Raw genomic sequence first — 25,102 nt, 5'->3', positions numbered from 1 at the left:
GATTTTACGCTCCCACCTTGCGGCCGATCCGGTTCAGCGCCTCCACCCAGACCGAGAAGCCGACCGCCGGAATCGGCTCAGCTGATCCGAGCTGGGTCATCAGCCCGTCGTAGCGGCCGCCGGCGACCAGCGGCTCGGTGCCGTTGCCGCTGTGATGCAGCTCGAACTCGAAGCCGGTGTAATAATCGAGCCCGCGCCCGAACGCGGTCGAGAAACGAATCTGCCTCACGTTGATGCCGCGCGCGGCCATGAAGCCGACCCGGCTCTCGAACTGATCGATCGCAGATGCGAGATCGAGCTTCGCGTCCGTCGTGAGTGCGCGCAGCTCGGCGATGGCGTCGTCTGGATTGCCCGAAATCGACAGGAAGCGCTTGAGCACGGCGATCGCCTCGCGCGGCAGCGCGCCGCCCTTCAGCGTTGATTGCTCAAGGAAGCGATCGGCGATCTCTGCCGTGGTGCGGCCGCCGACATTGGTGGTGCCGGCGATCGACATCAGATCGGTGACGAAGGCGAGCGCCGCCTTGCGGTCGGAGCCGGCAAGGGCCGCCAGCACGCCCTCATACTCGCTGCGCGTCGCGGTGGTCGCGGCCGCCAGCCGCTCCAGATCCTGCTCCAGGCTGATCTTGCGGTTGAAATCCTTGACCAGGCGGCGCCGCCAGACCGGATAGAGGTTGAGGGCGTCGAGCAGCGCATTGAACAAGGCGACATCGCCGGTGCGGATCTCGACGTCGCGGACGCCGAAGGCGGCCGTCGCCTCCAGCCCCAGCGCCAGCATCTCGGCATCGGCCGCGGCGCGGTCCTGACGGGCGAACGATTCGATACCTGCCTGGAGGAATTCACGGGCCTGGCCGCTACGGTAGCGGAACACCGGACCGAGATAGCTGAACCCCGCCGGCTGGCCGGCGCGCCCCGAGGCCAGATAGTCGCGCGCGACAGGAATGGTCAGGTCCGGGCGCAGGCAGAGCTCCTCGCCGGAGAGGTCGGTGGTCAGGTAGAGGCTCTTGCGGATGTCCTCGCCGGACAGGTCCAGGAACGGCTCGGCTGGCTGCAGGATGGCGGGCTCGGCCCTGACATAGCCGGCCTGCGCGAACGACAAGAGCAGCGTATCCGCCCAGGCGGCAGAGCCGGCAGCATTTGAGGTGGCAGTCGCGGTCATCTCTGCGGTCCATCGTCCCGGCGGAACCGGGCAGGCAAGGGGAGGCGAATTGGCGCAGCCCTTAGCATGGCCCGACAGCGGTTTCGACCTCCAAAGGATCAATCGCTTAACGGGTGGGCAATTCGTCATGGCCGGGCTTGTCCCGGCCGTCCACGCCTTGCCCACCGGCGCAAAAGGACGTGGATGCCCGGGACAAGCCCGGGCATGACGACGCCATGCGTTTGCACCGCTGACGAAGTTAGCTGACCTTTCCGCTCCAATCCCCCAGCACCGCTTGCACCAGCGCCAGGGCGGCGACCGCGGCGGTGTCCGCCCGCATGATGCGGGGGCCGAGCGCCAGCCGCAGGATTTTGGGTTGGCGCAGCAACAGCGCCCGCTCTTCCTCGGCAAAACCGCCCTCGGGGCCGATCAGCACGTCGATACCGCGTCCGACCTCGCGCGCGCCTTGCAGGCTCTGAACGGGATTCTGGACCTCCGCCGCCTCGTCGCAAAAGATCAGCAGGCGGTCGGCGGGCCGCTGGCTCAGGAAGCGCTCCAGCGGCACCGGCTCGGCCACGCTGGCGATGCTGAGGATGCCGCATTGCTCGGCCGCCTCGACCACATTGGCGCGCATCCGCTCGGTGTTCACCCGGGACGCCTGGGTGAACCGGGTCAGCACCGGCTGCAGGGCGGCGGCGCCCATCTCGATGGCCTTCTGCACCATGTAGTCCAGCCGGGCATGTTTGAGCGGGGCAAAGACGTAAGTGAGGTCGGCGAGATGGTCCTGGGGCCGGGTCTGCTGCAGGATCACGAGGCCGTCCGGCCGCTTGCGGCCCTCGATGGCGGCCTGCCACTCGCCATCCCTGCCGTTGAAGGCCAGGACCTCGGCCCCGGCCGCCAGCCGCAGCACATTGCCGAGATAGTTGCTCTGGTCGCGGTCGAGCGGCACCCTGGCGTCCTGGGCCAGGGTGGCATCGACGAACAGGCGGGGGGCGCGAAAATCGTGGGAAGGCATCGCTTGGGATCCGATTACCGGCCGTTCTTAACCGAAAGGCGCCATTTCGGGGGTAAATATTGCCGAACTGGTGCGTCCCAGCGCCGCGCTCTCGCCCTATTCCACGGGTTGTTAAGCGCCGGCGGGAATCGTAAAAACGCGAACACGCTGGTCGCGCTTCAATTGGGAAGCCCTGAACCCGTAAGCTCCTGCCGGAGAGACTGTCTTGATGATCCGCCATTTGATGGTTCCGATCACTGCCGCCATGGTGGCCATGGGTGCTGCGGGCGCGACTGCGCAAAGCGCGTTCCCGGCGCCGCTGCCCAACCAGCCTGCCGCCAATTCCCCATTTCCTCCGGTTAACGGTTCGGCACCCGCTGCTTCGCTCGGTGCGGCGCCGCAATCGTCCTTTCCCGTGAACGGTGCTGCCCCGATCGGTGGCGCTGGCGCCTTCAGCGCGGCTCCCCCGACGCAGGCCGGTCCCGGCGAGGACTGCATGAAGGCATTCATTCCGCTGCGCGAGGAAGCCGAGAAGCGCGGCAAGCTGATCAAGGCCGCGAGCGATCGTCGCGCGCAGCCGGACGAGGCCTGCAAGCTGATCCGCAATTTCAGCCAGGCTGAAGTCAAGATGATCAAGTACATCGAGACCAATGCCGCCAAATGCGGAATCCCGCCCCAGATCGGTGCGCAGCTGAAGGAAGGTCACAAGAACACCGAGGCCATGGCGACGAAGGTCTGCAACGTCGCGCAACAGATGCAGAACCAGCCGCGCGGGCCCGCCGGACCGTCGCTGAGCGAGGTGCTGGGCTCGGGCTCGGCGCCCGAGGCCAATGCCGGCAGGAAGGGTGGCAGCACCTTCGATACGCTCAACGGCAACGTCCTGACCCGATGAGCGATACATCCGCCCGCGTTGCCGATTCCACCGGCAACTGGGTCGATACGCTCGCGCCGCATTGGGCGCGGCCTTACCTGCGCCTGTCCCGCTTCGATCGCCCGATCGGCTCCTGGCTTCTCCTGATGCCATGCTGGTGGTCGGCGGCGCTGGCCGCCGGCATGGCGCATGACGTTCGCGGCCTGCCGCTCACCATCGTGCTGTTCTTCATCGGCGCTTTCGTCATGCGCGGGGCCGGCTGCACCTGGAACGACATCACCGATCGCGACCTCGACGGCAAGGTCGAGCGCACGCGCTCGCGGCCGCTGCCGTCGGGGCAGGTGACCACCAGGCAGGCGCTGGTCTTCATGGTCGCGCAGGCGCTGGTCGGTCTTGCGGTGCTGCTGCAGTTCAACCGCTTCGCGATTGCAACGGGCATCGCCTCACTCCTGATCGTCGCGATCTATCCCTTCATGAAGCGCATCACCTGGTGGCCGCAGATCGTGCTCGGGCTCGCCTTCTCCTGGGGCGCGTTGATGGGGTTTGCCGTCACCTTCGGCCGCATCGACGCCACCGCGCTCGTGCTCTATGCCGGCGCGATCTCCTGGGTGATCGGCTATGACACCATCTACGCGCATCAGGACACTGAGGACGACGCGTTGATCGGCATCAAGTCGACCGCGCGCCTGTTCGGCGCGCATACGCGCCAGGCGCTGGTCCTGTTCTACGGGCTCGCGGTGATGCTGATCGGCGTCGCGCTGGCATCCGGCGATGCGCGCTGGCCGGCCTGGCTTGGGCTTGCCGCCTTCGCCGCGCATCTGGTGTGGCAGATCGTGCGGCTGCGCATCAATGATCCCGAGCTGTGCCTGCGCCTGTTCAAGTCGAACCGCGATGCCGGCTTGCTGTTGTTTGCGGGATTGCTCGCCGACGCGGTGCTGCGGGCGGCGTGAGGCGAATGCGTAGGGTGGATTAGCGAAGCGTAATCCACCAACTTCTATCTGCGCAGAAAGCAAAGAGGTGGGTTACGCCCTTCGGGCTAACCTACCCTACGACACCTGTGATTGCCGCCTAATTCCTCGCGATGATCTCGCGCTCGCCCTGATGAACCGGCAGCTCGCGCGCCATTGCGGTGCGCCGGCGCATCAAGAATTTCGGACGACGGGCGCGGATCGCGTTGGTGCGGCGGCGACGCGGTGCGGGTTTGCGCGCGCCTTCGTCGAGCTGCGGCAGCGCAAAGATCTCGCTCCAGATCGCCCAGGCCTGCGCGATCTCGTCCGCGTCAGTGCTGATCAGCAGCGGGATGGACAGCGAAGGATCGCGATGCACGAGGACGAGCGTCTGCGTCTCGTCATTGCCGCGGAGCGCAACGCCGGTGAAGTCGGCGACGCGCACGTTGATCGCCATCTGCATGCCGCGCACGGCACGGCGCAGCACGACACGCTCGCGATGAAGCTCGATCTGCCTGACATGTCCGTCGGCGCGCGGATCATGCGCATCGAAGCGGACCGGAAGGGAAAGGGGGTCGAGCCGCAGGGAGCGGCTCGACCCGGCGGGGTGGGCCCCGCATGTTGCTGTTTGACGCCTCACGGCTTTGTTCTCCCCGCCAGGATTATGTTCCCGGTCGATGCGAGGACCTTAGCGCCGGGCGGTCCGAAACCGCTTAAAAAGGCTGGTTAACCCACCGTCACTCGCTCCTCATGATTGACAAGACCTTGGCGTGCATGATTGACGAGACGTTGCGCCGACGTCGCGAATCTGAGCTTTTGGCGGGCTGAAAATGCTTGAAGTCCGCGCTATCAGGGCACATCTGTGGGTTCCGGTCCCGAACCCCGCCCCAACAGGATTTCGTTCGTGAACTCTTCACCAAGCCCGACGCTTTCGCCTTCCGCCAATCGCGACCTGTTCGATCAGTCCGCGCTCTCCGATCTCGCGCAGCGGCTGGTCGAGGCGGCCAAGCGCGCCGGCGCGGATGCGGCCGACGCGGTCGCGGTGCGCGGCGTCTCGCAGGGCGTCGAGGTCCGCGACGGACGCGTCGAGGAATCCGAGCGGTCCGAGGGCGACGATGTCGGTCTGCGCGTGCTGGTCGGTCAGCGTCAGGCGGTGGTCTCCACCAACGACGTCAGCGGCGATGCCGTCACCAAGCTCGCCGAGCGTGCGGTTGCGATGGCGCGCGTCGCGCCCGACGACAAATATGTCGGCCTTGCCGATCCCGCGCTGCTCGCGCGCGACTTTCCCGATCTCGACCTGCTCGATCCCGCCGTGCCCACGACGACCGAGCTCGAGCGCCGCGCGCTCGCGGCCGAAGCTGCCGCGCTCGGCGTCAAGGGCGTGACCAAGTCCGGCGGCGCCTCGGCCTCATCCGGCATCGGCGGCATGGTGCTCGTCACCTCGACCGGCTTCCACGGCTCCTATCTGCGCTCCAGCCAGGGCATCTCCGCCACCGCCATATCGGGCGAAGGCACCGGCATGGAGCGCGACTACGACTTCACCTCGGCGCCGCATGGCGCCGATCTGCTGTCGCCGGAGGTCGTCGGCCGCTCCGCCGGCGAGCGCACCGTGGCGCGCTACAATCCGCGCAAGGTCGAGACCTGCAAGGTCCCGGTGGTGTTCGATCCGCGCGTCGCCGGCTCGCTGGTCGGCCATCTCGTCGGCGCCATCAACGGCGCCTCGATCGCGCGCAAGACCAGCTTCCTGAAGGACAAGCTCGGCCAGCAGCTGTTTGCGAAGAACATCCGCATCATCGACGATCCCCTGCGCAAGCGCGGGCTGCGCTCGCAGACCTTCGATGCCGAAGGCGTCGCGGTGAAGCGGACCGCGCTGGTCGACGACGGCGTGTTGACGACTTGGCTGCTCGACTGTGCCACCGCGCGCGAGCTCGGCCTCACCACCACCGGTCACGCCCATCGCGGCGTGTCCTCCTCGCCTTCGCCGGGGCCGTACAATCTGCATCTCGAGCCCGGCTCTGCAACGCCGGCCGAGCTGATCGCCGACATCAAGCAGGGCTTCTACGTCACCGACCTGATCGGCTCCGGCGTCAACGGCGTCACCGGCGATTACAGCCGCGGCGCCTCCGGCTTCTGGATCGAGAACGGCGAGATCACCTATCCCGTCAGCGAGGTGACGATCGCCGGCCATCTGTTCGAGATCTTCAGGTCGATGCAGCCTGCGAACAATCTCGAATTCCGCTACGGCATCAATGCGCCGACGGTGCGCATCGAGGGTTTGACGCTTGGCGGACGCTGACGCGCATTCTCTCGACCACACCCTCCTGACCCGCGACGCGGCGCTGCTGAAGGACACGGTGCGGGAGGCGGGCGCGCTGGCGCAGTCGATGTTCCGCACCGAGCTGAGGAAGTGGACCAAGGGCGCGTCCTCGCCGGTGTCGGAGGCCGACATCGCCGTCAACGATCTGCTCGAATCGCGCCTGCGTGCCGCGACGCCCGAATATGGCTGGCTGTCCGAGGAGAGCGCCGACGATGCGGCGCGGCTGTCGCGGCGGCTGACCTGGATCGTCGATCCCATCGACGGCACGCGCAATTATCTCGGCGGCCATGACGAATGGTGCGTCAGCGTCGCGCTGGTGGCGGACGCTTCGCCGGTGCTCGCCGCCGTATTCGCCCCGGCCAGCGACGAATTCTTCTTCGCGGTGCGCGGCAAGGGCACGACGCTCAACGACAAGCCGGTGCGCGCGACAGGCGGATCCGAACTCGACTTCGCCCGCGTCGCCGGCCCGAAGCCGCTGGTCGAGCGGCTGAAGCCGTCACTCGGCGAGATCAAGCTGCACCGGCGGATCGGCTCGCTGGCGCTGCGGCTGTGCCGGGTCGCCGATGGCGCGCTGGATGCGGCATTTGCGGGCGGCAACAGCCATGATTGGGATCTTGCGGCGGCTGATTTGATCGTGCAGGAAGCGGATGGTAGGATGAGCGACCTCTCCGGAGAACCCATCCTCTATAACCGCCGGGAAGTGGCGCACGGGGTGCTGGTGGCAGCGGGACGCGAACGTCATGCGGGCATTGTCGCGCATTTTCGCAACCGTCCGATAGCCTAAGGCGCATTCGTGGTGCTTCTCGAACACTGCTTTGCCGGGCAGCCCCTTAGGAACAGAACTCATGCCAGATAGCGCCCCGCAACAACTACTCCACCTCGTCATCGGCGGCGAGCTCGTCGATCTCGAGCACAACACCTTCAAGAATCTGGACGAGGTCGACATCGTTGGCCTGTATCCGAACTATGCCAGCGCCCACGCCGCCTGGCGGGCCAAGGCGCAGAGCACGGTCGACAACGCGCAGATGCGCTACTTCATCGTCCACCTGCATCGGCTGCTCGATCCGAATCAAGAACCGGCGCGTTGAAGAAACTGCTTCGCAATACGCTGCGAAGCAGCTGGTTTCAGCGTGCCGTCGGGGTCCTGGCGGCCGAATATCTGCGTCTGGTCTGGCGGACCAACACCTTCACCTTCGATCCGCCCGACGTCTACGAGCGCGTCGAGCCGCAGCTCCCTGCGATCTTCGCGTTCTGGCACGGCCAGCATTTCCTGACGCCCTTCATCAAGAACCAGAACAAGGCCTCCTATCGGGCCAAGGTGCTGATCTCCCGGCACCGCGACGGCGAGTTCAATGCCATCGCCGCCGAGCGGCTCGGGATCGGCACGATCCGCGGTTCCGGCGACCATGGCGGCGCGTTCCACCGCAAAGGTGGCGTAGGCGCCTTCAAGGAAATGGTGCGGACGCTCCAGGCCGGTTGTAATGTCGCGTTGACCGCCGATGTCCCCAAGCGCTCGCGCGTGGTCGGGCTCGGCATTATCATGCTGGCACGGGAATCGGGACGGCCGATCATGCCTTTCGCGATGGCGACCAGTCGCTTCGTCCGGCTCAAGAACTGGGATCGCACCACCATCAATTTGCCATTCGGGCGGGGCGCTTTGGTCGGCATCAAGGAAATCCACGTTCCCGCAGATGCCGACGCCGCCATGATGGAGACGTTGCGGCAGGAGCTGGAAGACACGTTGAACGAGGCGACCCGGCGCGCCTATGCGCAGCTCGGCCGCCCGGGACCGGAAGATGCCTAAGTCGCTGCCCATTGCGCTGCCGATCACGCTGCGGATGTATCGGCGCCTGGCCGCCGGCCTGGTGCCACTCGCGCCTGCGCTGATCAAGCGGCGGCTGAAGCAGGGCAAGGAGGATCCCGCCCGCGTCGGCGAGCGGCGCGGCCTGTCCGCCGACGTGCGGCCGCACGGCCCGTTGGTCTGGATTCATGGTGCCAGCGTTGGCGAGGTCCTGGCGGCGGCCGCCCTGATCGAGCGCCTGCGCGATCTCAATCTGCGCATCCTGCTCACCTCGGGCACGGTCACCTCGGCCGCGGTCGTCGCAAAACGCTTTCCCCCCGACGTCATCCATCAATACGTGCCGTATGACTCGCCGCGCTACGTCGCGCGCTTCCTCGATCATTGGAAGCCGTCGCTGGCGCTGTTCATTGAATCCGATTTGTGGCCGAACCTGATCCTCGCCGGCGCGGCGCGCCGGGTGCCGATGGTGCTGATCAACGGGCGGATGTCGCCGCGTTCCTTCCCGCGCTGGCGCCGCATGCACGGCACCATCTCGGCGCTGCTGTCGCGGTTCGACATCTGTCTTGCGCAGTCGAAGAAAGATGCCGAGCGCTTTGCCGCGCTCGGCGGCCGCGACGTCGCGACGACGGGCAATCTCAAGCTCGACGTGCCCGCGCCGCCGGCCGACCCCGCCAAGCTCGAACGGCTGATGGCGATGACGCGCGGGCGTCCGATCATCGTCGCGGCCTCGACCCATCCGGGCGAGGACGAGATGCTGGTCGCGGCGCATCGCAGCCTGGTCGGCTTCTTCCCGCAGCTTCTCACCGTGATCGTGCCGCGGCACCCGGATCGCGGCTCATCGATCGCAGGCCTCGTCACGGCGTCGGGCCTGAAGCCCAGCTTGCGCTCGCGCGAGGAGCTGCCGACCGCGACGACCGACGTCTATGTCGCCGACACCATGGGCGAGCTCGGCCTGTTCTATCGGCTCTCGGGAATCGTGTTCATGGGCGGATCGCTGATCCACCATGGCGGGCAGAACCCGATCGAGGCGATCAAGCTGGGCGCCGCGATCGTCCACGGTCCGCACGTGTTCAACTTCGCCGACGTCTATGAAGCGCTCAATACCAGCGGCGGGGCGCGGCAAGCCGACACGCAGGAGGCGCTCGTCAAGCAGCTCGGCCAGTTGCTCGCCGATCCCACCATGCGCGACAAGATGCAGCGCGCAGGTACGGGCGTGGTCGAGCAGCTTGGCGGGGCGCTCGATCGCACCATGACCGCGCTCGAGCCGTATCTGCTGCAGTTGCGGATAGAGATGGGGGCCGCCAATGCGTGAGCCGGCCTTTTGGTACCGGCCACGCTCCCTTCAATCGTACGCGCTATGGCCGCTCGGTGCGCTTTACGGCGCGATCACTGCACGGCGCATGCTGCGCCAGGGCGTGGACGCCGGCATCCCCGTGATCTGTGTCGGCAACTACCATGTCGGCGGTGCCGGCAAGACGCCGACGGTGCTGGTGTTGACCAAGCTCTTGCGCGAGCTCGGCGAGACGCCGGTCGTGCTCAGCCGCGGCTATGGCGGGCGCCTGAAGGGGCCGGTGATGGTCGACCGCGAGCGTCACGATGCGTCCGACGTCGGCGACGAACCCATGATGATGGCGCGCGACGTCCCGGTCGTCGTCGCGCGCGACCGCCTCGACGGCGTCGCGCTGGCGAAATCGCAAGGCGCCACTGTGATCCTGATGGATGACGGCTTCCAGAATCCGCGCCTGTTCAAGGACGCCTCGCTGATCGTGATCGACGGCGAGCGCGGCCTCGGCAACGGCGCGGTGTTTCCCGCAGGGCCCCTGCGCGCACCGCTCGCGGTGCAGCTCGCGCGCACCGATGCGCTGGTGCTGATCGGCGACGGCAATGCCGCCAACGACGTCGCGGCGGAGATCGCGAAGCGGAACAAGCCCGAGCTGCGCGCGCGCCTGAAGCCGGATGCGGCCTCGCTCGCGCAGCTGCTCGGCAAGCGGGTGTTCGCCTTCGCCGGCATCGGCGATCCCGAGCGTTTCTTCCGTACCTTGCGTGCGAGCGGGATCGACGTCGCGCGCACGCGCGCCTTCGCCGACCACCACATGTTTTCGGACGGCGAGATCGCAGCGCTCGCAGCGGAGGCGCAGCGCGAGCAGCTCACGCTGGTGACCACGGAAAAGGATCTTGCACGCTTGCGCGGCCGCGCAGGCGTGCCTGACGGCATCGTGCCGTTCGCCGTTCAGCTCGAGTTCGATGACTTGGCGAAGCTGCGGCAATTGATCAGCGATCATCTATACAGAGCGCGCGAGCGAAGGTTCAGTGCGCGCTGATCGCGCAACGTGAGGCAACGTCTCTGCCCTGGTCGCGAAACGTGTCGTATTCGCCGCCGGGAAGCTGATCTGCGGATCCAAAGTGCAGCCGCCGCCGTCGGACGACGCGGCGGCTGTACTCATGTCGAAGTCGGAATCATGTCTGCAACGAGCCATGCTCACCACGCGCCGGCGGCCATCAATCCGATGATGGTCAGGCACGACATGCAGGCGACGACGACGGTGTAGCATTCGGGTGTATTCATTGCCGTCTCCCAAACTGTTGCCAATTGCTTGGTCACTGCTACGCGGGAGTGATCGCCGGTCTTGGAGCCGCTTCAATTCGGCAGGCCGAGACCGGTCTTGCGGTGCGGGTCCGTTTCCTCATCGTCACTCAGCGTCGCGGGATAATGATCCGCTGCGACAGCTTCAGCGCGCTCAGCTGCGATCAGAAGCTGTTTGCGCATCTCAGCGAGACGGGCGCGGCAATATTCACGATAGAGCAGGTCGAAAATGGCGGGCATGATCACCCCCATCGCTTGATTGTCGATTTGCAGATATTCCACCGCGAATTTTCAAGGTGATCGTCGCCCGTCAGATGGCTCTTCGATATGAGCCCGTTCACAGACCGCGCCAATTCCAACGCTCGATGGCTGTTTGGTTGACCTGATCGTCTGTGCGATAAAAAGAACAGGGCCAATTACCTAACCTGCACTATAGCAGTGCTTTGTTTCAGCAGAACTTCATCAAACAACTCTAGGGCGCGGAATTGCAACAAAGAATCCAACCACAGGGCGAAACGACTCACCCACGGCTGCAAGGAATGTAGAACGCAAGCGATTGGCATGGCAGAATCCATTTTTCTGTCGGCGACCTCAACTCGGGAAGCAGGCTCGCGCGGTCAGCGTGATCGGAGACAGGTTGATGATCTGCGGAAACTCGAATGAATAGCTCGCGCTGACCTGGTTGCCGCATGCGGCCGTGGCAAAGGTGAATGTCCCCGGGGGGAGCGTGAGGCCGTAGGCCTGCTGGGCAGCGTAGGTCGTGATCGCGCTGCTGCTCGGGCAGAGCGTGTTGTTGACGCTCGCGCAGCGCGCCGCCATTTCGCTGCCATGCTGGATTCCGAGCTGAGTCCAGAACAGCAGCCCGCATTCGATGATCCCGAATATGAACAGGAAGAACACGGGAGCGGTCAGCGCGAATTCCAGCGCCGTGGTGCCGCGCGTGTCCCGCCATAATGCGGTGAGCTTCACTGCAGCCTCGTGGTGGACTGCGCGGTGTATGTGTAGGTAGCCGCCACGATCTGATAGTCGATGATCGTATAGTACGTCGCTTGCGCCGAGACCGTCGTATATGTCCCGGCCGGCGCACCGCCGGTGCAGACCGTTCCGCAGCTGGTGGCGCTCACGCCCGCACTCGTCGGACATCCGCAGAACTGGACCGGCGGAGGTGAAGCGGTAATGTTCGTCGCGCTGGTGGCACTTGCGACGGCGTTCGCGATGCCGCTCGTGTCGAAGCCGCGCGCAATCGCGTACTGGGCTCCCGCTTGCGCGGCATTTTCGACCTGCATCTTGCGATAGAGGGCAAGCCCGATGTCCGTGACCGAGACGACCATCAAGGACAGCAGGGGAACCAAGATGGCGAATTCGGCTGCCGCGACGCCCCGTTGATCGCCGGCAGCGATTCGCACATGCCGCGCCAGAGAACCGAGCAATCGACGGCCAAGCTTAAATGAGAAACTCTGGATCTGCATCGCTCCAAACCTCATTCGACGAGCTGCGCGGTTTGCGAACCGATCGTCGCGGTGCCGAGCGCGGTGCAATTGACCTGCAGGTTCGACGTGCCGCTGAACGTCAGCGTATCCGCGATGATCTTGGTGCAGGATGTGCTGGTGCCGTTGCCGCCGCTGAAGCTGAGATTGGCCTTTGGCAGGTAGATGGCACCGCCGAAATTCTGCGTAGCACCGCCGGTGAGATTGAAATTGGTCCCGGCCGGCATGTTGCGGTCGCCATACATGACGATGCCCTTCGTCGGGCCGCTGGTCGGCCCGGTCAGGTCGACGCTCGCGTTGCTGCCGATCGAGGCGGTGCCCCAGTCGCTGCCGGAGCCCGTGAACACCAGGGTGACGCCGCTGCCGGTGATGGTGGCATTTCCGGCGACGCTCAAGCTGGCGCCGTCCAGATAGTAGATGCCAGGATTGAGGTTCAGGACTGCGCCGGCGTTGACCGTGATGCTGCCCATGTAGCAGCCGGGGTCGAGCGAGTTCGTCTTTCCGTTGGCGTTGACCGTGATCTTGGCATTGCTGCAACTCGGCCGCGTCGGCGGAGTGACGTCAGCATAGGGATCGGCGACAGGCGTGATGTGCGTCTTGACCCCGTTGGTCGCCGTGATGCTGCTCGCGCCGGAGACGTCGCCGACCACGCCGACCTGGTTTGCCGCCACCGAGGCGCTGCCGGCGACGTTGAGCGAGGGGCTCGCGCTCGAATTGCTGTAGAGATTGCACTTGATCAGGTTGAGCTGGTTGCCGCCGCTGACGTTGACGGCGGGGCTTGCGCTCCTGTTGAGCGCAAGGACGCAGCCCGTCCCGGAATTGGGCAGCGCGACCGAGCGCGCGGTGATTGGTACGCGATCCGAGCCGAACAAGGCCGACAGCAGCCGCCGCTGCGGTTGACTGACGATGACTTCGATGGCCTGCGCGTTCGACGCCTGACTGCCTGTTTTGGGTGGCTGGTTCACCGTGACAGTGACGTCGTTCGCGCCGTCGGTGTAACCATAATTTGCCGCGACCGCCTTGGCTTCGGACCGGGGGTCGCCGCCTGCACTGGCAGCCGTCGCAGCGCTGACCGCGCCGGAATCTGCAACGCTCTGCATGTTCTTGTGCTTGTAGTACCACCAGCCCACTTCCGTTCCGAGGCCGGCGGTGCCGACCAGGACCGGCATGAGCAGCGCAGAAATGAGCACGTAGCTGCCCTGCTCGTCGCGGATGAACCGTTCGAGCAAATGATCCCTTGCGCTCGAAGGTACACCGAACGAACGGCTGAAAATTCTCCGGAGGTCCATGCTTCCTGCCCGCTTGCCACTTTATCCCGAGGCAATGTGGTGCGGGCCGGCTTAAATGGGCCCCAATGGAAGCCTGACAATTTTAGATATCGGCGAACATTCAGCCGGCATTCATGGCCGCACTCTTACTGAATGAAGCCGCGTCCAGGAGAAGTCAGATGAAATTGCGGTCTGCAATCGTTACCGCCAGCCTCGTGTGTCTGCCGGTTTTGCCCGCCCTGCGAGAGTGACGAGCGCCGAAGGATCACGGCTGCTTCAGCGCGCCGGGAAAATGCCGCTGCAGCACCGCGGTGGGCGTGGCATAGGCCTCCTGCAGATCGACGCTCCAGTATTTCAGCTCGTCGAGCGGGATGCGGACGTCGGTGATCGCGCAGCGCACGAAGGTCCCCGGCGAGATCACGCGGAAATCGCCGTCGAGATATTGCACCTGCGCTTCGCCATGGCCCGAGGGGCCGAACTTGTTCAGCACGGTCGAAAGTCTCCGTGGGAGGCCTCTCCATGGAAAACCGTGGAAGGCACGATGTGTTGGACGGGATGTAGCATAGATGGGGTGGCTTGTCCGCCCGTTAAACCCACCGGTTCGTGATGATTTGCCGCCGTTTTCGCATGATAGGGCTTCAGTCGAAGGGGCGCCGGTTCCGGCAGCTCCTGCCGCAGAGTCCGATGCGCCTTCGCCTCGCCGCTTTGTTCCTGACGCTGCTGATGTCGGCCGCGCACGCCGCCCCGGCGCCGCAGCCGGTCGAGATCCCGCTCGCCTCCGGGGTGCTCCATGCGCAGCTCTACAAGCCCGCGGGCGAGGGGCCGTTTCCGGCCGTGATCGCGCTGCACGGCTGCGGCGGGCTGGGTAGCCATTCCGATCCCGTGCTGCCGCGCTATCGCGATTGGGCCGAACGCCTGCTTAAGGCCGGCAATGCCGTGCTGCTGCCCGACAGCTACGGCTCGCGCGAGCTCGGCCCGCAATGCCGCGTCAAGGAGATGCACGTCAAGGCGCGGCGCGAACGTGTCGGCGATATCGCGGTCGCGCGCGCCTGGCTGATGCAGCAGGCTTGGGTGGCGCGGGACCGTGTCAGCCTGATCGGCTGGGCCAATGGTGCGAGCGCGCTGCTCTGGGCCGTGCGTCCGCAGAGCGCGGGGCGCGATCACGGTCCGGATTTCCGCGCCGCCATCGCATTCTATCCGGATTGCCGGATCTCGGCGGGCCTCGGCTGGAGCACGCGGGTGCCGACGCTGGTCTTGATCGGCGCCGATGACGAGGTGTCGTCGCCGCCGGCCTGCCGCCAGATGGTGGACGGCGCGCGCGGCCGCAGCGCGCTGGCGCGCATCGTGGTCTATCCCGGCGCCGATCACGATTTCGACCGCACCGGCGCGCCGCTGCACGCCGCCGCGGCGCCCGAGCACGGGGATGCCGAAGCCCGCGCCGCCTCGCAGAAAGACGTCGCGCAGTGGCTGGCGCGGTGATGGCGGTGCCGTAGCCCGGATGGAGCGAAGCGAAATCCGGGACGGTGCAACGGTGGCACGACCCCGGATTACGCTTCGCTCCATCCGGGCTACGCGTCCGGCCCAAGCGGGGCCGTCCGGGGAACAACGTCAGGCGGACAGCCCCGCATCGACCACCGCCCTGCACGGAGTGTGGCCGACGGGGAAATCTACGGATCGCGCATGGCTGCGGTTTCAGCAGGTGGCCGCGTCATCATTCGACCACGATGTCGATTAAACGCATCTCACATGCACGGCCGCATCACGCTCTTCGCCTCCGCCCTGATCGTCTTCACCGTCGCGATCCTGCTATTCGAGGCCCACGCCGGCCCCCACCGCGCGCCGGACCATTGCGGCTTCTGGACTACGATCGAGGCGGGATTGTCGTGCCGCTGAAGTAGATTTGAATGGGCGACGCGCTGTCGCCACATCGTCATTGCGAGCGCAGCGAAGCAATCCAGAATCCCTCCGCGGAAGCAGTCTGGATTGCTTCGTCGCAAGGGCTCCTCGCAATGACGCGGATAGAGCCCGTCCTCGCCCCTCAGAACAAGCTGCCCTGATCCACCGGCTTGGCCAGGCGCTTCGGCGCCGGCTTCGTCTCCGCGGCCGGCTTCGGCTGCGCCGGCGCGCGCTTGGCCGCGGGCGCCGGCCGATCCGCATCCGCCGTCGCGCCGACGCGGCCATCCGCGAACTCGATCTCGACCCGCGCGCCGGGGCCGATCGCATCCGCCGCATGCACGGGATGGCCGGCCTCGTCGCGCACCAGCGCAAAGCCGCGCGCGAGCACGCTGCGATAGGACAGCGCGGAGAGCAGCTTGCCGCTGTTCTCGACCCGCGCCTCCAATCGGTGCAGCAGCGTGACAAGCGCGCGCTGCGCCCGCTCAGTCAGACGATGCGTGCGCTCGCGCTGGCGGGCAATCGCATTGCGCTGCGCCTGCGCATTCGCAAGTTTCGAGGCGCGTAAGCGAACCTCCAGCCCCGCAAAGCGGTCGCGCCGCCGCCGCAGCAGCGAGCGCGTGGAGAGACCAAGCCGCTCGCCGCACACGGTGAGGCGATGATCGGCCTGCGAGATCTGGCCGTGCAGCACCCGCAGCGTCAGTTTCGAGCTTGCGGCGGTGAACCTGCGGAAATGCGCATGCGTGTTGGCCTTGAGGCAGCGGGGCAGGGATGCGCCCGCCGAATCCAGCCGCTGCCGCGGGATCGCCAAGAGATCGCCAGCCGCCGGCAGCGCGCGCGCCGCGGCACGCAGCTCGCTGCGGCGGCTCTCCTGGGCGCGTTGCCAATAGGCGCGGGTGCGGCGGCCGAGATCGCCCACCTCGACGAACAGGTCGCTGCGCACCGGCACCGCCATCTCGGCCGCCGCCGTCGGCGTCGGCGCGCGCTTGTCGGCGACGAAATCGATCAGCGTGATGTCGGTCTCGTGCCCCACCGCCGAGATCAGCGGGATCATGCTCTCGGCGGCTGCCCGCACCACGATCTCCTCGTTGAACGACCAGAGATCCTCCAGCGAGCCGCCGCCGCGCGCGACGATGAGCACGTCGGGGCGGGGAATCCTGCCGCCTTCGGGCAGCGCGTTGAAGCCGCGGATCGCGGCGGCGACCTGCTCGGCCGAGCCGTCGCCCTGCACCTTGACCGGCCACACCAGCACGCGGCGGGGGAAGCGGTCCTCCAGCCGATGCAGGATGTCGCGGATGACGGCGCCGGTCGGCGAGGTCACGACGCCGATCACCTCCGGCAGCCAGGGCAGGAGCTGCTTGCGCGCCTCGTCGAACAGGCCCTCGGCGGCGAGCTTCTTCTTGCGCTCCTCCATCAGCGCCATCAGCGCGCCGATGCCGGCCGGCTCCAGCGCCTCGATCACGATCTGGTATTTCGAGGAGCCCGGATAGGTCGTCAGCTTGCCGGTCGCGATCACCTCGAGCCCCTCCTGGGGCTTGAAGCGCATGCGGCTGTGCACGCCCTTCCAGATCACCGCCTCGATCTTGGCGCTCTCGTCCTTGAGCGCGAAATAGCAATGGCCGGAGGAATGGGCGCCGCGGAAGCCGGAGATCTCGCCGCGGACGCGGACATGCCCGAAGGCGTCCTCGACCGTCCGCTTCAGGGACAGGGACAGTTCGGAGACGGTGAATTCAGGCGCGTTGAGCAGTTGTTCCGCAGGCGGCATAGCAAACGATTCGGCATTTCGGGGTCAGGCCCGACGTTAAGGATTTTCGCAGGCAAGCGCCAATCCCGGGATTGATCGGAAGAGTACTCTGTATTATAGAGTTCTCTGAAATCTGGCGTAGGGGCGATCATGGCGATGCAATTGCTGCGGGGTGCGCTGAGCTTGCTGAAATGGGGTCTCTGCGCGGTCGGCGCCGTGGCGCTGCTTCTGACCGCCCTGATCGCGACGCCGCTGCAGCGGCCGACCGAGCTGCGCTCGGTCTCGGAGTCCGCCAAGGGCATCGACTGGTCCACGCTTCCGCCGCTCGAGCGCTTCCAGGCCCGCGACGGCACCTGGCTCGGTTTCCGGCACTACGCGCCGAAGGGGACCGCGACCGATCGCGGCGCGATCTTCATCCATGGCTCCTCCGCTTCCTCGGCCACGGTCAATCACGCGCTGACGCATGCGATCGCCGCGCGCGGCGTCGAGACCTGGGCCTTCGACATCCGTGGCCATGGCGGCTCCGGCACACGCGGTGATATCGGCTATGTCGGCCAGCTCGAGGACGACCTCATCGATTTCGTCGCGCATGTCCGCAAAAGTGCCCCGGACCTGAAGCTGACCCTGGTCGGCCATTCCGCCGGCGCCGGCTTCTCGCTGCGCGTTGCCGCGACGCCGATCGTGCAGGACATGTTCGTGCGCACCGTGCTGGTCGCGCCCTATCTCGGCTATGACGCGCCGACCAACAAGCTGAATTCCGGCGGCTGGGCCAATCCCGACATTCCGCGCCTGCTAGGCCTTGCGGCCCTGCGCAAGCTCGGCATCGATTGCTGCGCGCAGCTTCCGGTCCTGGCCTTCGCCGTGCCGCCGAATTCCGAGCGAATTTTGACGGCGACCTATTCCGACCGCCTGATGCGCAACTTTGCGACGCGCGGCTATCGCCTTGATCTGCCCGGCGTGACCCACCCGATGACGATCTTCGGCGGCGCTGAGGACGAGATGATGATCTCGGACAAATATGCGGACACCGTGCAGGCGGTGAAGCCGTCGATCGACGTCAAGATCATCGACGGCGTCAACCACATGGGCATGGTGACGAATCCGAAGGCGGTCTCGGTGATTGCCGACGACGTCGCCACGCGCAGCGCACTGGGGAGCTGATCATGATGGCGCATTTGACCCCCGCCGGTGCGATCCACGTGGTGCTGGCGCTGATGTGTCTCGTTGCCGGGCTAATTCAGTTTCTGCGGCCGAAGCGCGGTGCAGGCCATCGCGCGCGCGGATACTTCTATGTCTACGCGATGCTGGCCTCCGACGCCGCAACCTTGCTGGTCTACCGGTTCACTGGTCATTTCAACGCGTTCCATGTCGCCGCAATCGTGAACTTCACCCTGATCGTCCTCGCCATCGTGCCGCTGCTGCGAACGCCGCGACCGGCGAACTGGCGAAGGGCTCACTATAATTTCATCGCCTGGTCCTATGTCGCTCCCGTGTCGGCGGCGATCACGAACATCGCGTCACGATTGCTGCCCGTGACGACGCGGGAGCAGGTCGCATTGATTGCACTCGCCGCGTCGCTTGTGACGATGATGGTCGCCTATATTCTGATCCGGAAGCATCAGCCTCCAGTGGATGCACCAGCGATGTCCACCGGGTTGGTCGAGCGGAGCGGAGCGCCATCGTGATCGACAGCAAGCAGGCGTCCGAAGCGCTGACCGATATCGAGGACACCGTCCGCCGTGTGCGGCAGTCGCGGATCTACGAGGTCTCCAGTCTTGCCCTGCTGATGTGGGGCGTGCTGGCGTTCGTCGGCAACATCTCGGGCTGGCTCTGGCCGCGCTACGGGCTCTATTTCTGGTTCGCGGTGTACGGGGTGTCGGCCGTAGGCCTGATCGCGCTCGGCGCCTACCACCGCGCGAAGAGCCGCGTTCGCGTGTTCGACGGGCGCTATTTTCTGACATTTCTGCTGATCGCCGCCTTTGGCATCTTCGTCTGCTATTTCGGTCAGTTCACGCCGCGCCAGCAGACGGCGTTCTGGCCGATCTACATCATGCTGTTCTACATGATGGCCGGGGTGTGGTTCGGCACTGCCTTCCTCGTGATCGGCGCCACCATCGTTGCGCTGACGCTGGTCGGCTATTTTTACATCCCCGGCCCATCGCTGCTGTTGTGGATGGCAGCCGTCAACGGCGGCGGGCTGACCCTCGGCGGGCTCTGGATGCGGCGGAGCTAGCAATGGCCGAGCTCGACGACATCATCCACCAGCCGCTGCGCCTGAAGATCATGGCCGCGCTGAACGCGCTGCCTGCGGAGATGGGGCTGGAATTCGTCCGCCTGAAGAAGCTCACCGGCGCCACCGACGGCAATCTCGGGGCGCATATCGAGACCCTGGCGAAGGCGGGCTATGTCCAGGTGGACAAGGCTTTCGTTGGCAAGAAGCCGCAGACCACGGTGACCGCCACGGCGGCGGGGCGAGGGGCGTTTGCACGGCATGTGGCCACGTTGCGGGAGATCATTGCTGGGAGGGAGGGGTAGGCCATCGGCAAGCTGGTACAGTGGGGTAGGTGCCGTTCCGGACCTGCTTAGCTACCGACAAAACTAAACGATTTGCGCTAAGAGTAGGTGCTTTGTACTAGCGTTTTGTATTGAAGAGAAGCCTTTAGCTAGCTGCAGCCAGTTAAGCTCCGACACGCACCGCAACGCGGGGTTGGACTTTCAGCATTGCCCGCACCTCATCGTAAATCGGCAAGGCGTCGTCTTCGACTTCCAAGGTCACGGCCAATCCAAACCTTACGAGGTCTGGAAGCTCGTCGCCTTGGTCGGGATCACGAGCAACGCGCAGTTCCAGCCTCTCACCATCTACAAAGTTACGGGCAGCCGTCCCTTCCCAAGTCCGATGATAGATGGTTCCGCGCGGCTTACGCTCCGACTGGCCTTGTGCGGCTCGAGTGCAGATGCTCTTGAACTCAGGCTCCTCCACTTTCAGCCTTACCCCCTTATAGGCCCGTCGTCCTGGCTGTACCGGCGTAAACCAAGCCAGTGTCACACTGAGCCTGCGTACTCCCCGAACGCCCGAGAGGCACGCTGGCAGGGGAAGGCTGAACAACTGACCGTCGTTTTCCCCAACCTGACCCTCCGCCCAAAGAGTTGCCCGAGACCCGATACATCCAAGAACCTCTTCGACGTCCGGAATGCCAAATCCGAAATGGCGAAGGACATTGGCAGTTCGTTCCCTTCCCCTGTGTTTTCCTTGCGGCCCAAACACGTCGTGGATCAGTGAACGACTTTCATCGGGAACAGTGGCTCGGTGAACCAGTAGAGCTTTAATCACCACGGCACGGGCTGCACTGGGTAAACCGACGAAATTCGCCTCGTACGCTGCCTCAAGACTCTCGTGTATGAGATGGCACGCCCGGGTTGCTAGAGCGGTCGCCCCACTCGTGGAGCCGGAGTGTTGAATTGGATATCTTGCACCCACGCTAGGCCCCGGTCCCGCAGCGAGAAGGCCACCAAGCCTGTTGGGCTCTTGCAGATCGAGGTCTGCAACGTTTGGACGTTGCTGTCGCAGGATGGCTCGAAGGCGCCCTCCGGGGAACAACAGGTCCGGCTTAACGGAGCTACGATACCCGAGCCCCATCCGTGATACAGGGTTCGCAAAAACCCCGAAGGGGAGCGGGTCGCGAGAATGGCCCACGTCTGGCGCAGCGGCGATTTCGTCATCATGAAGCGCACCAATGGTCAAACAGTTCATCGCTTCTGAAGGTGGCAGCAACCGACGACTATGCATCGTCCCGCTCAACCCGAACAGCGTGGCCCTAGTTCGTTGTTCACCATTGCTAATGGCGTAGCTGGCGACGTCGATGTTAGCGATATGCAAGCTGCCATGGTTGCCGGCGCTCACCAGAAAGAGGATGCCATGCAGAGCAGCAAGCCAGTCTAAAGCCCGGGCAAAGGCTGAGACCCTATTCCCAAAAGGCCGCTTTGTGTCACCAATCGAAAGGTTCACGATGAAAACATCAGGACCAATCGGCGGAGAGTTCGCATCACCCACCTTGAGGCGCCCAATGGTGCGCACAAGCAAGTCGACAATAAGCGCGTCCGTGGGAGGCGCCTCGTCAACAAAGTTTGGATCGTTGACCGCAGAATACATGATCGGGATGAAAGCGACGCGACGCCCGAGCGGAGGTTCTCGTTTGGCCAAGTCGCCATGCAACACCAATGATGCCATCGCGGTGCCATGTACCCTTGGGCCGACTGCCAGCGGTTCAAGGTTTAAGAAATCTTCCACTAACAGTCGCCCCGCTAGAAGTGCGTGGTTCTGCTGAGGTACGGCATCCAGGATTGCAGCGATAGGAGAGCTCTGTTCTTGTCCCTCGACAGGGAGCTCAGACGTCTCCGTCTCAACTGCCGTCGAAATCTTGAGCGAACTTTGCGGCCTAATTGCAAAAATCTCAACGAGGCGGGCCAAACTGCCGTCAGTCCTTGCGGCGATGTCAGCAGCTGCCGCAGCCTCGACATCCACCAGAAGGGCATCGTAAGCTATTTCTGCAAATCGACTGCTATTCCGCACGCTTCCGCCAGAATTTTCTATTTCACGAATGGCGAGTGCTCGATTTGCAGTAGCTTTCGTTTCGTCCGGATCGAAGGCTAGTTCAATTTCAAGCCGTACGCTGGCTTGCGGCGATAGTTGAGCGTCCTCAGCGATTGTGGCAGCATCTTCATCCGTGACACGGTCTCTCGGCCCCCACCGCCTCAAACTGTAAAGGCACGAGAAGACGCTTTCCCATTTAGCGTTCTGTCCGAGACTTCCACCGCTTGTCCACAACGTCCAGAGTCGCAGCAGTTCATTTATCGCCCGTTGATCGGGCATGGTCAGGTAGTAATGGCCTTTCGCAGCTTCGTCGTTGTCATCGACAAATTCGAGGTCATCATCGGCCAATATCCTCAGCCCGATTTCCTCACACGCTTTAGCAAAGGCAGAGGGCGCGCCTCTCGTTTCGAAAACCACGAGTGTTTCGGGCGCTAGCGCATCGGGCTCATTTCGAAGGGTCAAAATATCTTCGCCGCGCTGCAGCGCTTGCTGCAATCGCTCAAACATCGGCCCGATACGCTGAGTTTGCCGCCCTTTCTGATAAGGGACTGGCTGAGGAATTCTAGGTGCTGCGCCGCGTGTTCTTTGGACGTTTTCCGGCGGATCGAACTTTAGCAATGGTTTGTCTTGGTCTCTTGGCATCCGGCGCACCCCCTACGCGCTTTGACCAAAGTCTTACTTTCTCTTCGATCAGGCTCTTTGGAGTGAGCTGCCCGAGGCCGAGAATATTTTTGCGTTGTACATCTAAAACAAAATCCGTTGCTTCCGCGTAGCTTACAAGGCCAATATTCCGCACTAGCTTCTTTACATCCACCTCCATGTCCGCCGCATGGAAGGTCTTCTCGAAGTACTTGGCCAGTTCTTCTGACGTCGGGGCAGGCATTGTAAGCCGCAGCTGAAATCGTCTCCAAGCTGCCCTATCAAGGAGTTCAGGATGGTTGGTAGCCGCTACGATAACTACGTAGCTTGGAAGAGCGTCAACCTGCAATAGAAAGTTTGACACTACTCTCTTTATCTCGCCTGTCTCATGCTCGTCACCGCGCTCCTTTCCTATCGCATCAAACTCGTCAAACAACACCACACAGGGGATGGTCCGTATGTAATCGAAGAGGCGCGCCAGCCGCTGGGCAGTTTCTCCCAAATAGCTCGCAATTAGGGCGTCGTAGCGAACAGAGTAGAAAGGCAGTGCGAGAGCCTCGGCGAGAGCTTCGGCAAGAGCTGTCTTTCCGTTCCCCGGCGGTCCAGAGAGGAGAACGCGGTGGCGGGGTTCTAGACCATGACTTCTCAACAGATCGGCGCGAAACTGCTCTTCAATAAGCTCCGCGCACTGTTGCTCGACCTCGGGTGACAGCACCAAATCAGAAAGCTTCTTTCGTGGCTTCACTTCGCTGATCAGCTCTCGTCCCGGCTGGGCTTTTTGGCTTCCGTAACTTGAGTGCAAGACCTGCGAATTTAGGGCTCTAGTGAGCCGGTCCGCCAAAGCATCGTGCTGCTGCGCACGCTCTTCGGCAGCTAGAGTCTCCACTGTGGTGCGCAGCATTGTCCGATCACCGCTTGTGGCTGCTCGAACAAGCGATATTAAGAGATCAGACCGAGCCATAGGCCGCGCTTTCCGTTTCGGGCTTTCCATCTGCGACGAGCCGATAGCACGCTCGTTCCTTAATCGTTACTTGATAGCTTATTCGCTCGCTACAACCTCGTCCAAAATGACTGCTGTGGAAAGCGCCTCAGACGGCCGGTATTGCACGTCTTAGAGAGCGCGAGTGCGCTCAGACGCTTCGGAAGCCGCTGTTGCAGGTAGGAGCGCCGTTGGCCGCGCCTTGGTGAAGCCGAGGTTGTAGTTGAATGGGTACTGCCAATATTCCGCTTCAGCGTTGAAAAAGCTATCGATTTTGCGTCCGTTCGATGTCTCTTTGTATTGCGCTTCGTATTCGCCTCGATCCTCCTTATCGTCACCCTTCTTCTGAGGCGCAAAGAGAACGGTTGGCGTCCAGATGCTCTTCCCTTCAGTGCGGCTGTCGTGACCGAAAACGAGACCTGGGGGATACCGACGAAATAGCTGAGGGCCTGCGATAACGCTGCGCGCACATTTTCGCTCCCCCCTTGAGCCCCACCCCGATTCGTGCGACCTCCGCCTCCAGCAAAACCTCATCCTGAGCCCTCGATGCACATTCTCCTGCTTGGTTCCGGCGGCCGCGAACATGCCCTGGCGTGGAAGATCGCAGCCTCTCCCCTGGTGACCAAATTCTGGTGCGCGCCCGGCAATGCCGGCATCGCCAGGGAGGCGGAATGCGTGGCGCTCGATGTCGCCGACCATGCCGCCGTGATCGACTTCTGCAAAAAGAACGCGGTGGAGCTCGTGGTGGTCGGGCCGGAGACGCCGCTCGCGGCCGGCATCGTCGATGATCTCAGCGCCGCCGGCATCAAGGCGTTCGGGCCGAGCAAGGTCGCGGCCCAGCTCGAAAGCTCCAAGGGGTTCACCAAGGCGCTGTGCACCGAGTTCGGCATTCCGACCGGCGCCTACAAGCGATTCACCAATGCCGATGACGCGCGCGCCTATGTGCAGAGCCAGGGCGCGCCGATCGTGGTCAAGGCCGATGGCCTTGCCGCCGGCAAGGGCGTCGTCGTTGCGAAAACCGTGCGCGAGGCCGAGGACGCCATCGCCATGATGTTCGAGGGCGCCTTCGGCGAGGCCGGCGCGGAGGTCGTGATCGAGGAGTTTCTGCCGGGCCGCGAGATCAGCTTCTTTGCGCTGTGCGACGGCGAGACGGCGATCCCGCTGGCCTCCGCCCAGGACCACAAGCGCGTGTTCGACCACGACGTCGGCCCGAACACCGGCGGCATGGGCGCCTATTCGCCGACGCCGCTGGTCACGCCCGCCGTCCACGACGCGATCATGGCCAAGATCATCCTGCCGACGGTCGCAGGCATGAAGCAGCGCGGCACGCCGTTCCGCGGCGTGCTCTATGCCGGCATCATGCTGACGACGCAGGGGCCAAAACTGTTCGAGTTCAACGTCCGCTTCGGCGATCCCGAGTGCCAGGTCTTGATGCTGCGCATGATGAGCGACATCGTGCCGGCGCTGCTCGCCGCCTGCGACGGGGAGCTGAAGCACTTCGACCTGCGCTGGCACAAGGAATCCGCGCTCACCGTGGTGATGGCGGCGAAGGGCTATCCCGGCGACTACCAGAAGGGCACGCGCATCCAGGGGCTGGAGGAGGCCGCCAAGGTCGACACCGTCGAGATCTTCCACGCCGGCACGGTTGAGAAGGACGGCGCGATCCTCGCCAATGGCGGCCGCGTGCTCAACGTCTGCGCGCTGGGGGCGACTGTGACGGAAGCGCAGGCGCGCGCCTATCAAGCCGTCGACCGCGTCGACTGGCCGGACGGTTTCTGCCGCCGCGACATCGGCTGGCAGGCGGTGGAGGCGGAAAAGGCCAAAAATTAGCGCGTCATTGCGGACGGCGCCC

General features: G+C 64.4%; 26 protein-coding genes. 15 read left to right on the top strand and 11 right to left on the bottom strand.

The window, feature by feature from the left end; translation table 11 throughout:
* Positions 1 to 4: 4 nt before the first annotated feature.
* On the bottom strand, positions 5 to 1,156 hold the full coding sequence (locus I6F37_RS15980) for an ATP phosphoribosyltransferase regulatory subunit (RefSeq protein ID WP_109145350.1): 1,152 nt from the start codon (positions 1,154 to 1,156) through the stop codon (positions 5 to 7).
* Positions 1,157 to 1,394: 238 nt separating this feature from the next.
* Positions 1,395 to 2,150: a 16S rRNA (uracil(1498)-N(3))-methyltransferase gene (locus I6F37_RS15975; RefSeq protein WP_225151885.1), complete on the bottom strand. Its 756-nt coding sequence runs from the start codon at positions 2,148 to 2,150 to the stop codon at positions 1,395 to 1,397.
* A gap of 208 nt (positions 2,151 to 2,358) precedes the next feature.
* Here I6F37_RS15975 and I6F37_RS15970 point away from each other — a divergent pair, with 208 nt between their 5' ends.
* Together I6F37_RS15970 and ubiA are read left to right on the top strand one after the other, a co-directional pair.
* Positions 2,359 to 3,021, top strand: coding sequence for a hypothetical protein (locus I6F37_RS15970; RefSeq protein WP_225140496.1), 663 nt, complete (start codon positions 2,359 to 2,361; stop codon positions 3,019 to 3,021).
* Positions 3,018 to 3,950 (top strand): 4-hydroxybenzoate octaprenyltransferase, encoded by a 933-nt coding sequence (ubiA, locus tag I6F37_RS15965; RefSeq protein WP_225151883.1) that lies wholly within the window; start codon positions 3,018 to 3,020, stop codon positions 3,948 to 3,950. Before I6F37_RS15970 ends, ubiA begins: the two co-directional genes overlap by 4 nt.
* A 118-nt stretch (positions 3,951 to 4,068) precedes the next feature.
* Here the strand turns inward: ubiA and I6F37_RS15960 are convergent, their stop codons facing one another.
* Positions 4,069 to 4,587 carry a DUF6101 family protein gene (locus I6F37_RS15960; RefSeq protein ID WP_109145346.1) on the bottom strand — a complete coding sequence of 173 codons (519 nt, stop codon included), beginning with the start codon at positions 4,585 to 4,587 and terminating at the stop codon, positions 4,069 to 4,071.
* 264 nt (positions 4,588 to 4,851) lie between these two features.
* Between I6F37_RS15960 and I6F37_RS15955 the strand changes: the two genes are divergently transcribed.
* The 6 genes from I6F37_RS15955 to lpxK all read left to right on the top strand — a co-directional run bounded on the left by I6F37_RS15955 (position 4,852) and on the right by lpxK (position 10,386).
* Complete coding sequence (locus I6F37_RS15955) at positions 4,852 to 6,243, top strand: TldD/PmbA family protein (protein WP_036027073.1); 1,392 nt, start codon at positions 4,852 to 4,854, stop codon at positions 6,241 to 6,243.
* Entirely contained in the window at positions 6,230 to 7,048 is an 819-nt protein-coding gene (locus I6F37_RS15950; RefSeq protein WP_036009209.1) for a 3'(2'),5'-bisphosphate nucleotidase CysQ, read from the top strand. Before I6F37_RS15955 ends, I6F37_RS15950 begins: the two co-directional genes overlap by 14 nt.
* 61 nt (positions 7,049 to 7,109) lie before the next feature.
* Entirely contained in the window at positions 7,110 to 7,352 is a 243-nt protein-coding gene (locus I6F37_RS15945; RefSeq protein WP_036039955.1) for a DUF4170 domain-containing protein, read from the top strand.
* A complete protein-coding gene (locus I6F37_RS15940) occupies positions 7,349 to 8,068 on the top strand; it encodes a lysophospholipid acyltransferase family protein (RefSeq protein WP_036039958.1) in 720 nt (239 codons plus the stop codon). Before I6F37_RS15945 ends, I6F37_RS15940 begins: the two co-directional genes overlap by 4 nt.
* Positions 8,031 to 9,377: a 3-deoxy-D-manno-octulosonic acid transferase gene (locus I6F37_RS15935; protein ID WP_225151881.1), complete on the top strand. Its 1,347-nt coding sequence runs from the start codon at positions 8,031 to 8,033 to the stop codon at positions 9,375 to 9,377. The genes I6F37_RS15940 and I6F37_RS15935 overlap by 38 nt, the downstream gene beginning before the upstream one ends.
* The gene (lpxK, locus tag I6F37_RS15930) at positions 9,370 to 10,386 is read left to right on the top strand and encodes a tetraacyldisaccharide 4'-kinase (protein ID WP_225151879.1); all 1,017 of its coding nucleotides are present in this window, start codon (positions 9,370 to 9,372) and stop codon (positions 10,384 to 10,386) included. The genes I6F37_RS15935 and lpxK overlap by 8 nt, the downstream gene beginning before the upstream one ends.
* A gap of 317 nt (positions 10,387 to 10,703) precedes the next feature.
* Here lpxK and I6F37_RS15925 read toward each other — a convergent pair whose 3' ends face one another.
* From I6F37_RS15925 to I6F37_RS15905, 5 genes are all read right to left on the bottom strand, one after another.
* Complete coding sequence (locus I6F37_RS15925) at positions 10,704 to 10,931, bottom strand: hypothetical protein (RefSeq protein WP_225144895.1); 228 nt, start codon at positions 10,929 to 10,931, stop codon at positions 10,704 to 10,706.
* A 309-nt stretch (positions 10,932 to 11,240) separates the two neighbouring features.
* Positions 11,241 to 11,618, bottom strand: a complete 378-nt coding sequence (locus I6F37_RS15920) for a TadE/TadG family type IV pilus assembly protein (RefSeq protein ID WP_225113339.1) — start codon at positions 11,616 to 11,618, stop codon at positions 11,241 to 11,243.
* Positions 11,615 to 12,055, bottom strand: a complete 441-nt coding sequence (locus I6F37_RS15915) for a TadE/TadG family type IV pilus assembly protein (protein ID WP_036027076.1) — start codon at positions 12,053 to 12,055, stop codon at positions 11,615 to 11,617. The genes I6F37_RS15920 and I6F37_RS15915 overlap by 4 nt, the downstream gene beginning before the upstream one ends.
* A gap of 74 nt (positions 12,056 to 12,129) precedes the next feature.
* Positions 12,130 to 13,365 carry a TadE/TadG family type IV pilus assembly protein gene (locus I6F37_RS15910; protein ID WP_225151877.1) on the bottom strand — a complete coding sequence of 412 codons (1,236 nt, stop codon included), beginning with the start codon at positions 13,363 to 13,365 and terminating at the stop codon, positions 12,130 to 12,132.
* Positions 13,366 to 13,669: 304 nt separating this feature from the next.
* Positions 13,670 to 13,894 carry a DUF2093 domain-containing protein gene (locus I6F37_RS15905; protein ID WP_036009228.1) on the bottom strand — a complete coding sequence of 75 codons (225 nt, stop codon included), beginning with the start codon at positions 13,892 to 13,894 and terminating at the stop codon, positions 13,670 to 13,672.
* A 194-nt stretch (positions 13,895 to 14,088) separates the two neighbouring features.
* On the opposite strand from I6F37_RS15905, the gene I6F37_RS15900 reads away from it, so the two are divergent.
* Both I6F37_RS15900 and I6F37_RS15895 read left to right on the top strand, forming a co-directional pair.
* Positions 14,089 to 14,883: a dienelactone hydrolase family protein gene (locus I6F37_RS15900; RefSeq protein WP_225151875.1), complete on the top strand. Its 795-nt coding sequence runs from the start codon at positions 14,089 to 14,091 to the stop codon at positions 14,881 to 14,883.
* 267 nt (positions 14,884 to 15,150) lie between these two features.
* Complete coding sequence (locus I6F37_RS15895) at positions 15,151 to 15,297, top strand: hypothetical protein (protein WP_197424412.1); 147 nt, start codon at positions 15,151 to 15,153, stop codon at positions 15,295 to 15,297.
* A 145-nt stretch (positions 15,298 to 15,442) separates the two neighbouring features.
* Here the strand turns inward: I6F37_RS15895 and xseA are convergent, their stop codons facing one another.
* Positions 15,443 to 17,062 (bottom strand): exodeoxyribonuclease VII large subunit, encoded by a 1,620-nt coding sequence (xseA, locus tag I6F37_RS15890; RefSeq protein WP_225151873.1) that lies wholly within the window; start codon positions 17,060 to 17,062, stop codon positions 15,443 to 15,445.
* 129 nt (positions 17,063 to 17,191) lie between these two features.
* Here xseA and I6F37_RS15885 point away from each other — a divergent pair, with 129 nt between their 5' ends.
* The 4 genes from I6F37_RS15885 to I6F37_RS15870 are packed head-to-tail and all read left to right on the top strand — an operon-like array spanning position 17,192 to position 19,576.
* On the top strand, positions 17,192 to 18,202 hold the full coding sequence (locus I6F37_RS15885; protein ID WP_225151871.1) for an alpha/beta hydrolase: 1,011 nt from the start codon (positions 17,192 to 17,194) through the stop codon (positions 18,200 to 18,202).
* Positions 18,203 to 18,204: 2 nt separating this feature from the next.
* Positions 18,205 to 18,726, top strand: a complete 522-nt coding sequence (locus I6F37_RS15880; RefSeq protein WP_225151869.1) for a DUF2306 domain-containing protein — start codon at positions 18,205 to 18,207, stop codon at positions 18,724 to 18,726.
* A complete protein-coding gene (locus I6F37_RS15875) occupies positions 18,723 to 19,274 on the top strand; it encodes a hypothetical protein (RefSeq protein ID WP_225151867.1) in 552 nt (183 codons plus the stop codon). Before I6F37_RS15880 ends, I6F37_RS15875 begins: the two co-directional genes overlap by 4 nt.
* A gap of 2 nt (positions 19,275 to 19,276) precedes the next feature.
* Positions 19,277 to 19,576, top strand: a complete 300-nt coding sequence (locus I6F37_RS15870; RefSeq protein ID WP_225151865.1) for a transcriptional regulator — start codon at positions 19,277 to 19,279, stop codon at positions 19,574 to 19,576.
* A 142-nt stretch (positions 19,577 to 19,718) separates the two neighbouring features.
* On the opposite strand, the gene I6F37_RS15865 is transcribed toward I6F37_RS15870, so the two are convergent.
* Complete coding sequence (locus I6F37_RS15865) at positions 19,719 to 22,139, bottom strand: S8 family peptidase (RefSeq protein ID WP_225151864.1); 2,421 nt, start codon at positions 22,137 to 22,139, stop codon at positions 19,719 to 19,721.
* Between the two features lie 55 nt (positions 22,140 to 22,194).
* Positions 22,195 to 23,172, bottom strand: coding sequence for an AAA family ATPase (locus tag I6F37_RS15860; protein WP_225151863.1), 978 nt, complete (start codon positions 23,170 to 23,172; stop codon positions 22,195 to 22,197).
* A gap of 624 nt (positions 23,173 to 23,796) precedes the next feature.
* Here I6F37_RS15860 and purD point away from each other — a divergent pair.
* On the top strand, positions 23,797 to 25,080 hold the full coding sequence (gene purD / locus I6F37_RS15855; RefSeq protein WP_225140483.1) for a phosphoribosylamine--glycine ligase: 1,284 nt from the start codon (positions 23,797 to 23,799) through the stop codon (positions 25,078 to 25,080).
* Positions 25,081 to 25,102: the final 22 nt, after the last annotated feature.

The organism is Bradyrhizobium sp. NBAIM08, assembly GCF_020193935.1.
In the GTDB taxonomy this organism is placed as follows: Bacteria; Pseudomonadota; Alphaproteobacteria; order Rhizobiales; family Xanthobacteraceae; genus Bradyrhizobium; species Bradyrhizobium yuanmingense.
The sequence above is the reverse complement of the archived record's forward strand: the minus strand, read 5'-3'. Positions and strand labels throughout refer to the sequence as shown.

Excerpts from the sequence above, each read along its gene's own strand:
- purD (WP_225140483.1), top strand. The coding sequence starts at position 23,797 with ATGCACATTCTCCTGCTTGGTTCCGGCGGCCGCGAACATGCCCTGGCG.
- I6F37_RS15860 (WP_225151863.1), bottom strand. The coding sequence starts at position 23,172 with ATGCTGCGCACCACAGTGGAGACTCTAGCTGCCGAAGAGCGTGCGCAG.
- xseA (WP_225151873.1), bottom strand. The coding sequence starts at position 17,062 with ATGCCGCCTGCGGAACAACTGCTCAACGCGCCTGAATTCACCGTCTCC.
- I6F37_RS15865 (WP_225151864.1), bottom strand. The coding sequence starts at position 22,139 with ATGTTTGAGCGATTGCAGCAAGCGCTGCAGCGCGGCGAAGATATTTTG.
- I6F37_RS15885 (WP_225151871.1), top strand. The coding sequence starts at position 17,192 with ATGGCGATGCAATTGCTGCGGGGTGCGCTGAGCTTGCTGAAATGGGGT.
- I6F37_RS15970 (WP_225140496.1), top strand. The coding sequence starts at position 2,359 with ATGATCCGCCATTTGATGGTTCCGATCACTGCCGCCATGGTGGCCATG.
- I6F37_RS15980 (WP_109145350.1), bottom strand. The coding sequence starts at position 1,156 with ATGACCGCGACTGCCACCTCAAATGCTGCCGGCTCTGCCGCCTGGGCG.
- I6F37_RS15975 (WP_225151885.1), bottom strand. The coding sequence starts at position 2,150 with ATGCCTTCCCACGATTTTCGCGCCCCCCGCCTGTTCGTCGATGCCACC.
- ubiA (WP_225151883.1), top strand. The coding sequence starts at position 3,018 with ATGAGCGATACATCCGCCCGCGTTGCCGATTCCACCGGCAACTGGGTC.
- I6F37_RS15945 (WP_036039955.1), top strand. The coding sequence starts at position 7,110 with ATGCCAGATAGCGCCCCGCAACAACTACTCCACCTCGTCATCGGCGGC.
- I6F37_RS15870 (WP_225151865.1), top strand. The coding sequence starts at position 19,277 with ATGGCCGAGCTCGACGACATCATCCACCAGCCGCTGCGCCTGAAGATC.
- I6F37_RS15880 (WP_225151869.1), top strand. The coding sequence starts at position 18,205 with ATGATGGCGCATTTGACCCCCGCCGGTGCGATCCACGTGGTGCTGGCG.
- I6F37_RS15935 (WP_225151881.1), top strand. The coding sequence starts at position 8,031 with ATGCGCAGCTCGGCCGCCCGGGACCGGAAGATGCCTAAGTCGCTGCCC.
- I6F37_RS15895 (WP_197424412.1), top strand. The coding sequence starts at position 15,151 with ATGCACGGCCGCATCACGCTCTTCGCCTCCGCCCTGATCGTCTTCACC.
- I6F37_RS15900 (WP_225151875.1), top strand. The coding sequence starts at position 14,089 with ATGCGCCTTCGCCTCGCCGCTTTGTTCCTGACGCTGCTGATGTCGGCC.
- lpxK (WP_225151879.1), top strand. The coding sequence starts at position 9,370 with ATGCGTGAGCCGGCCTTTTGGTACCGGCCACGCTCCCTTCAATCGTAC.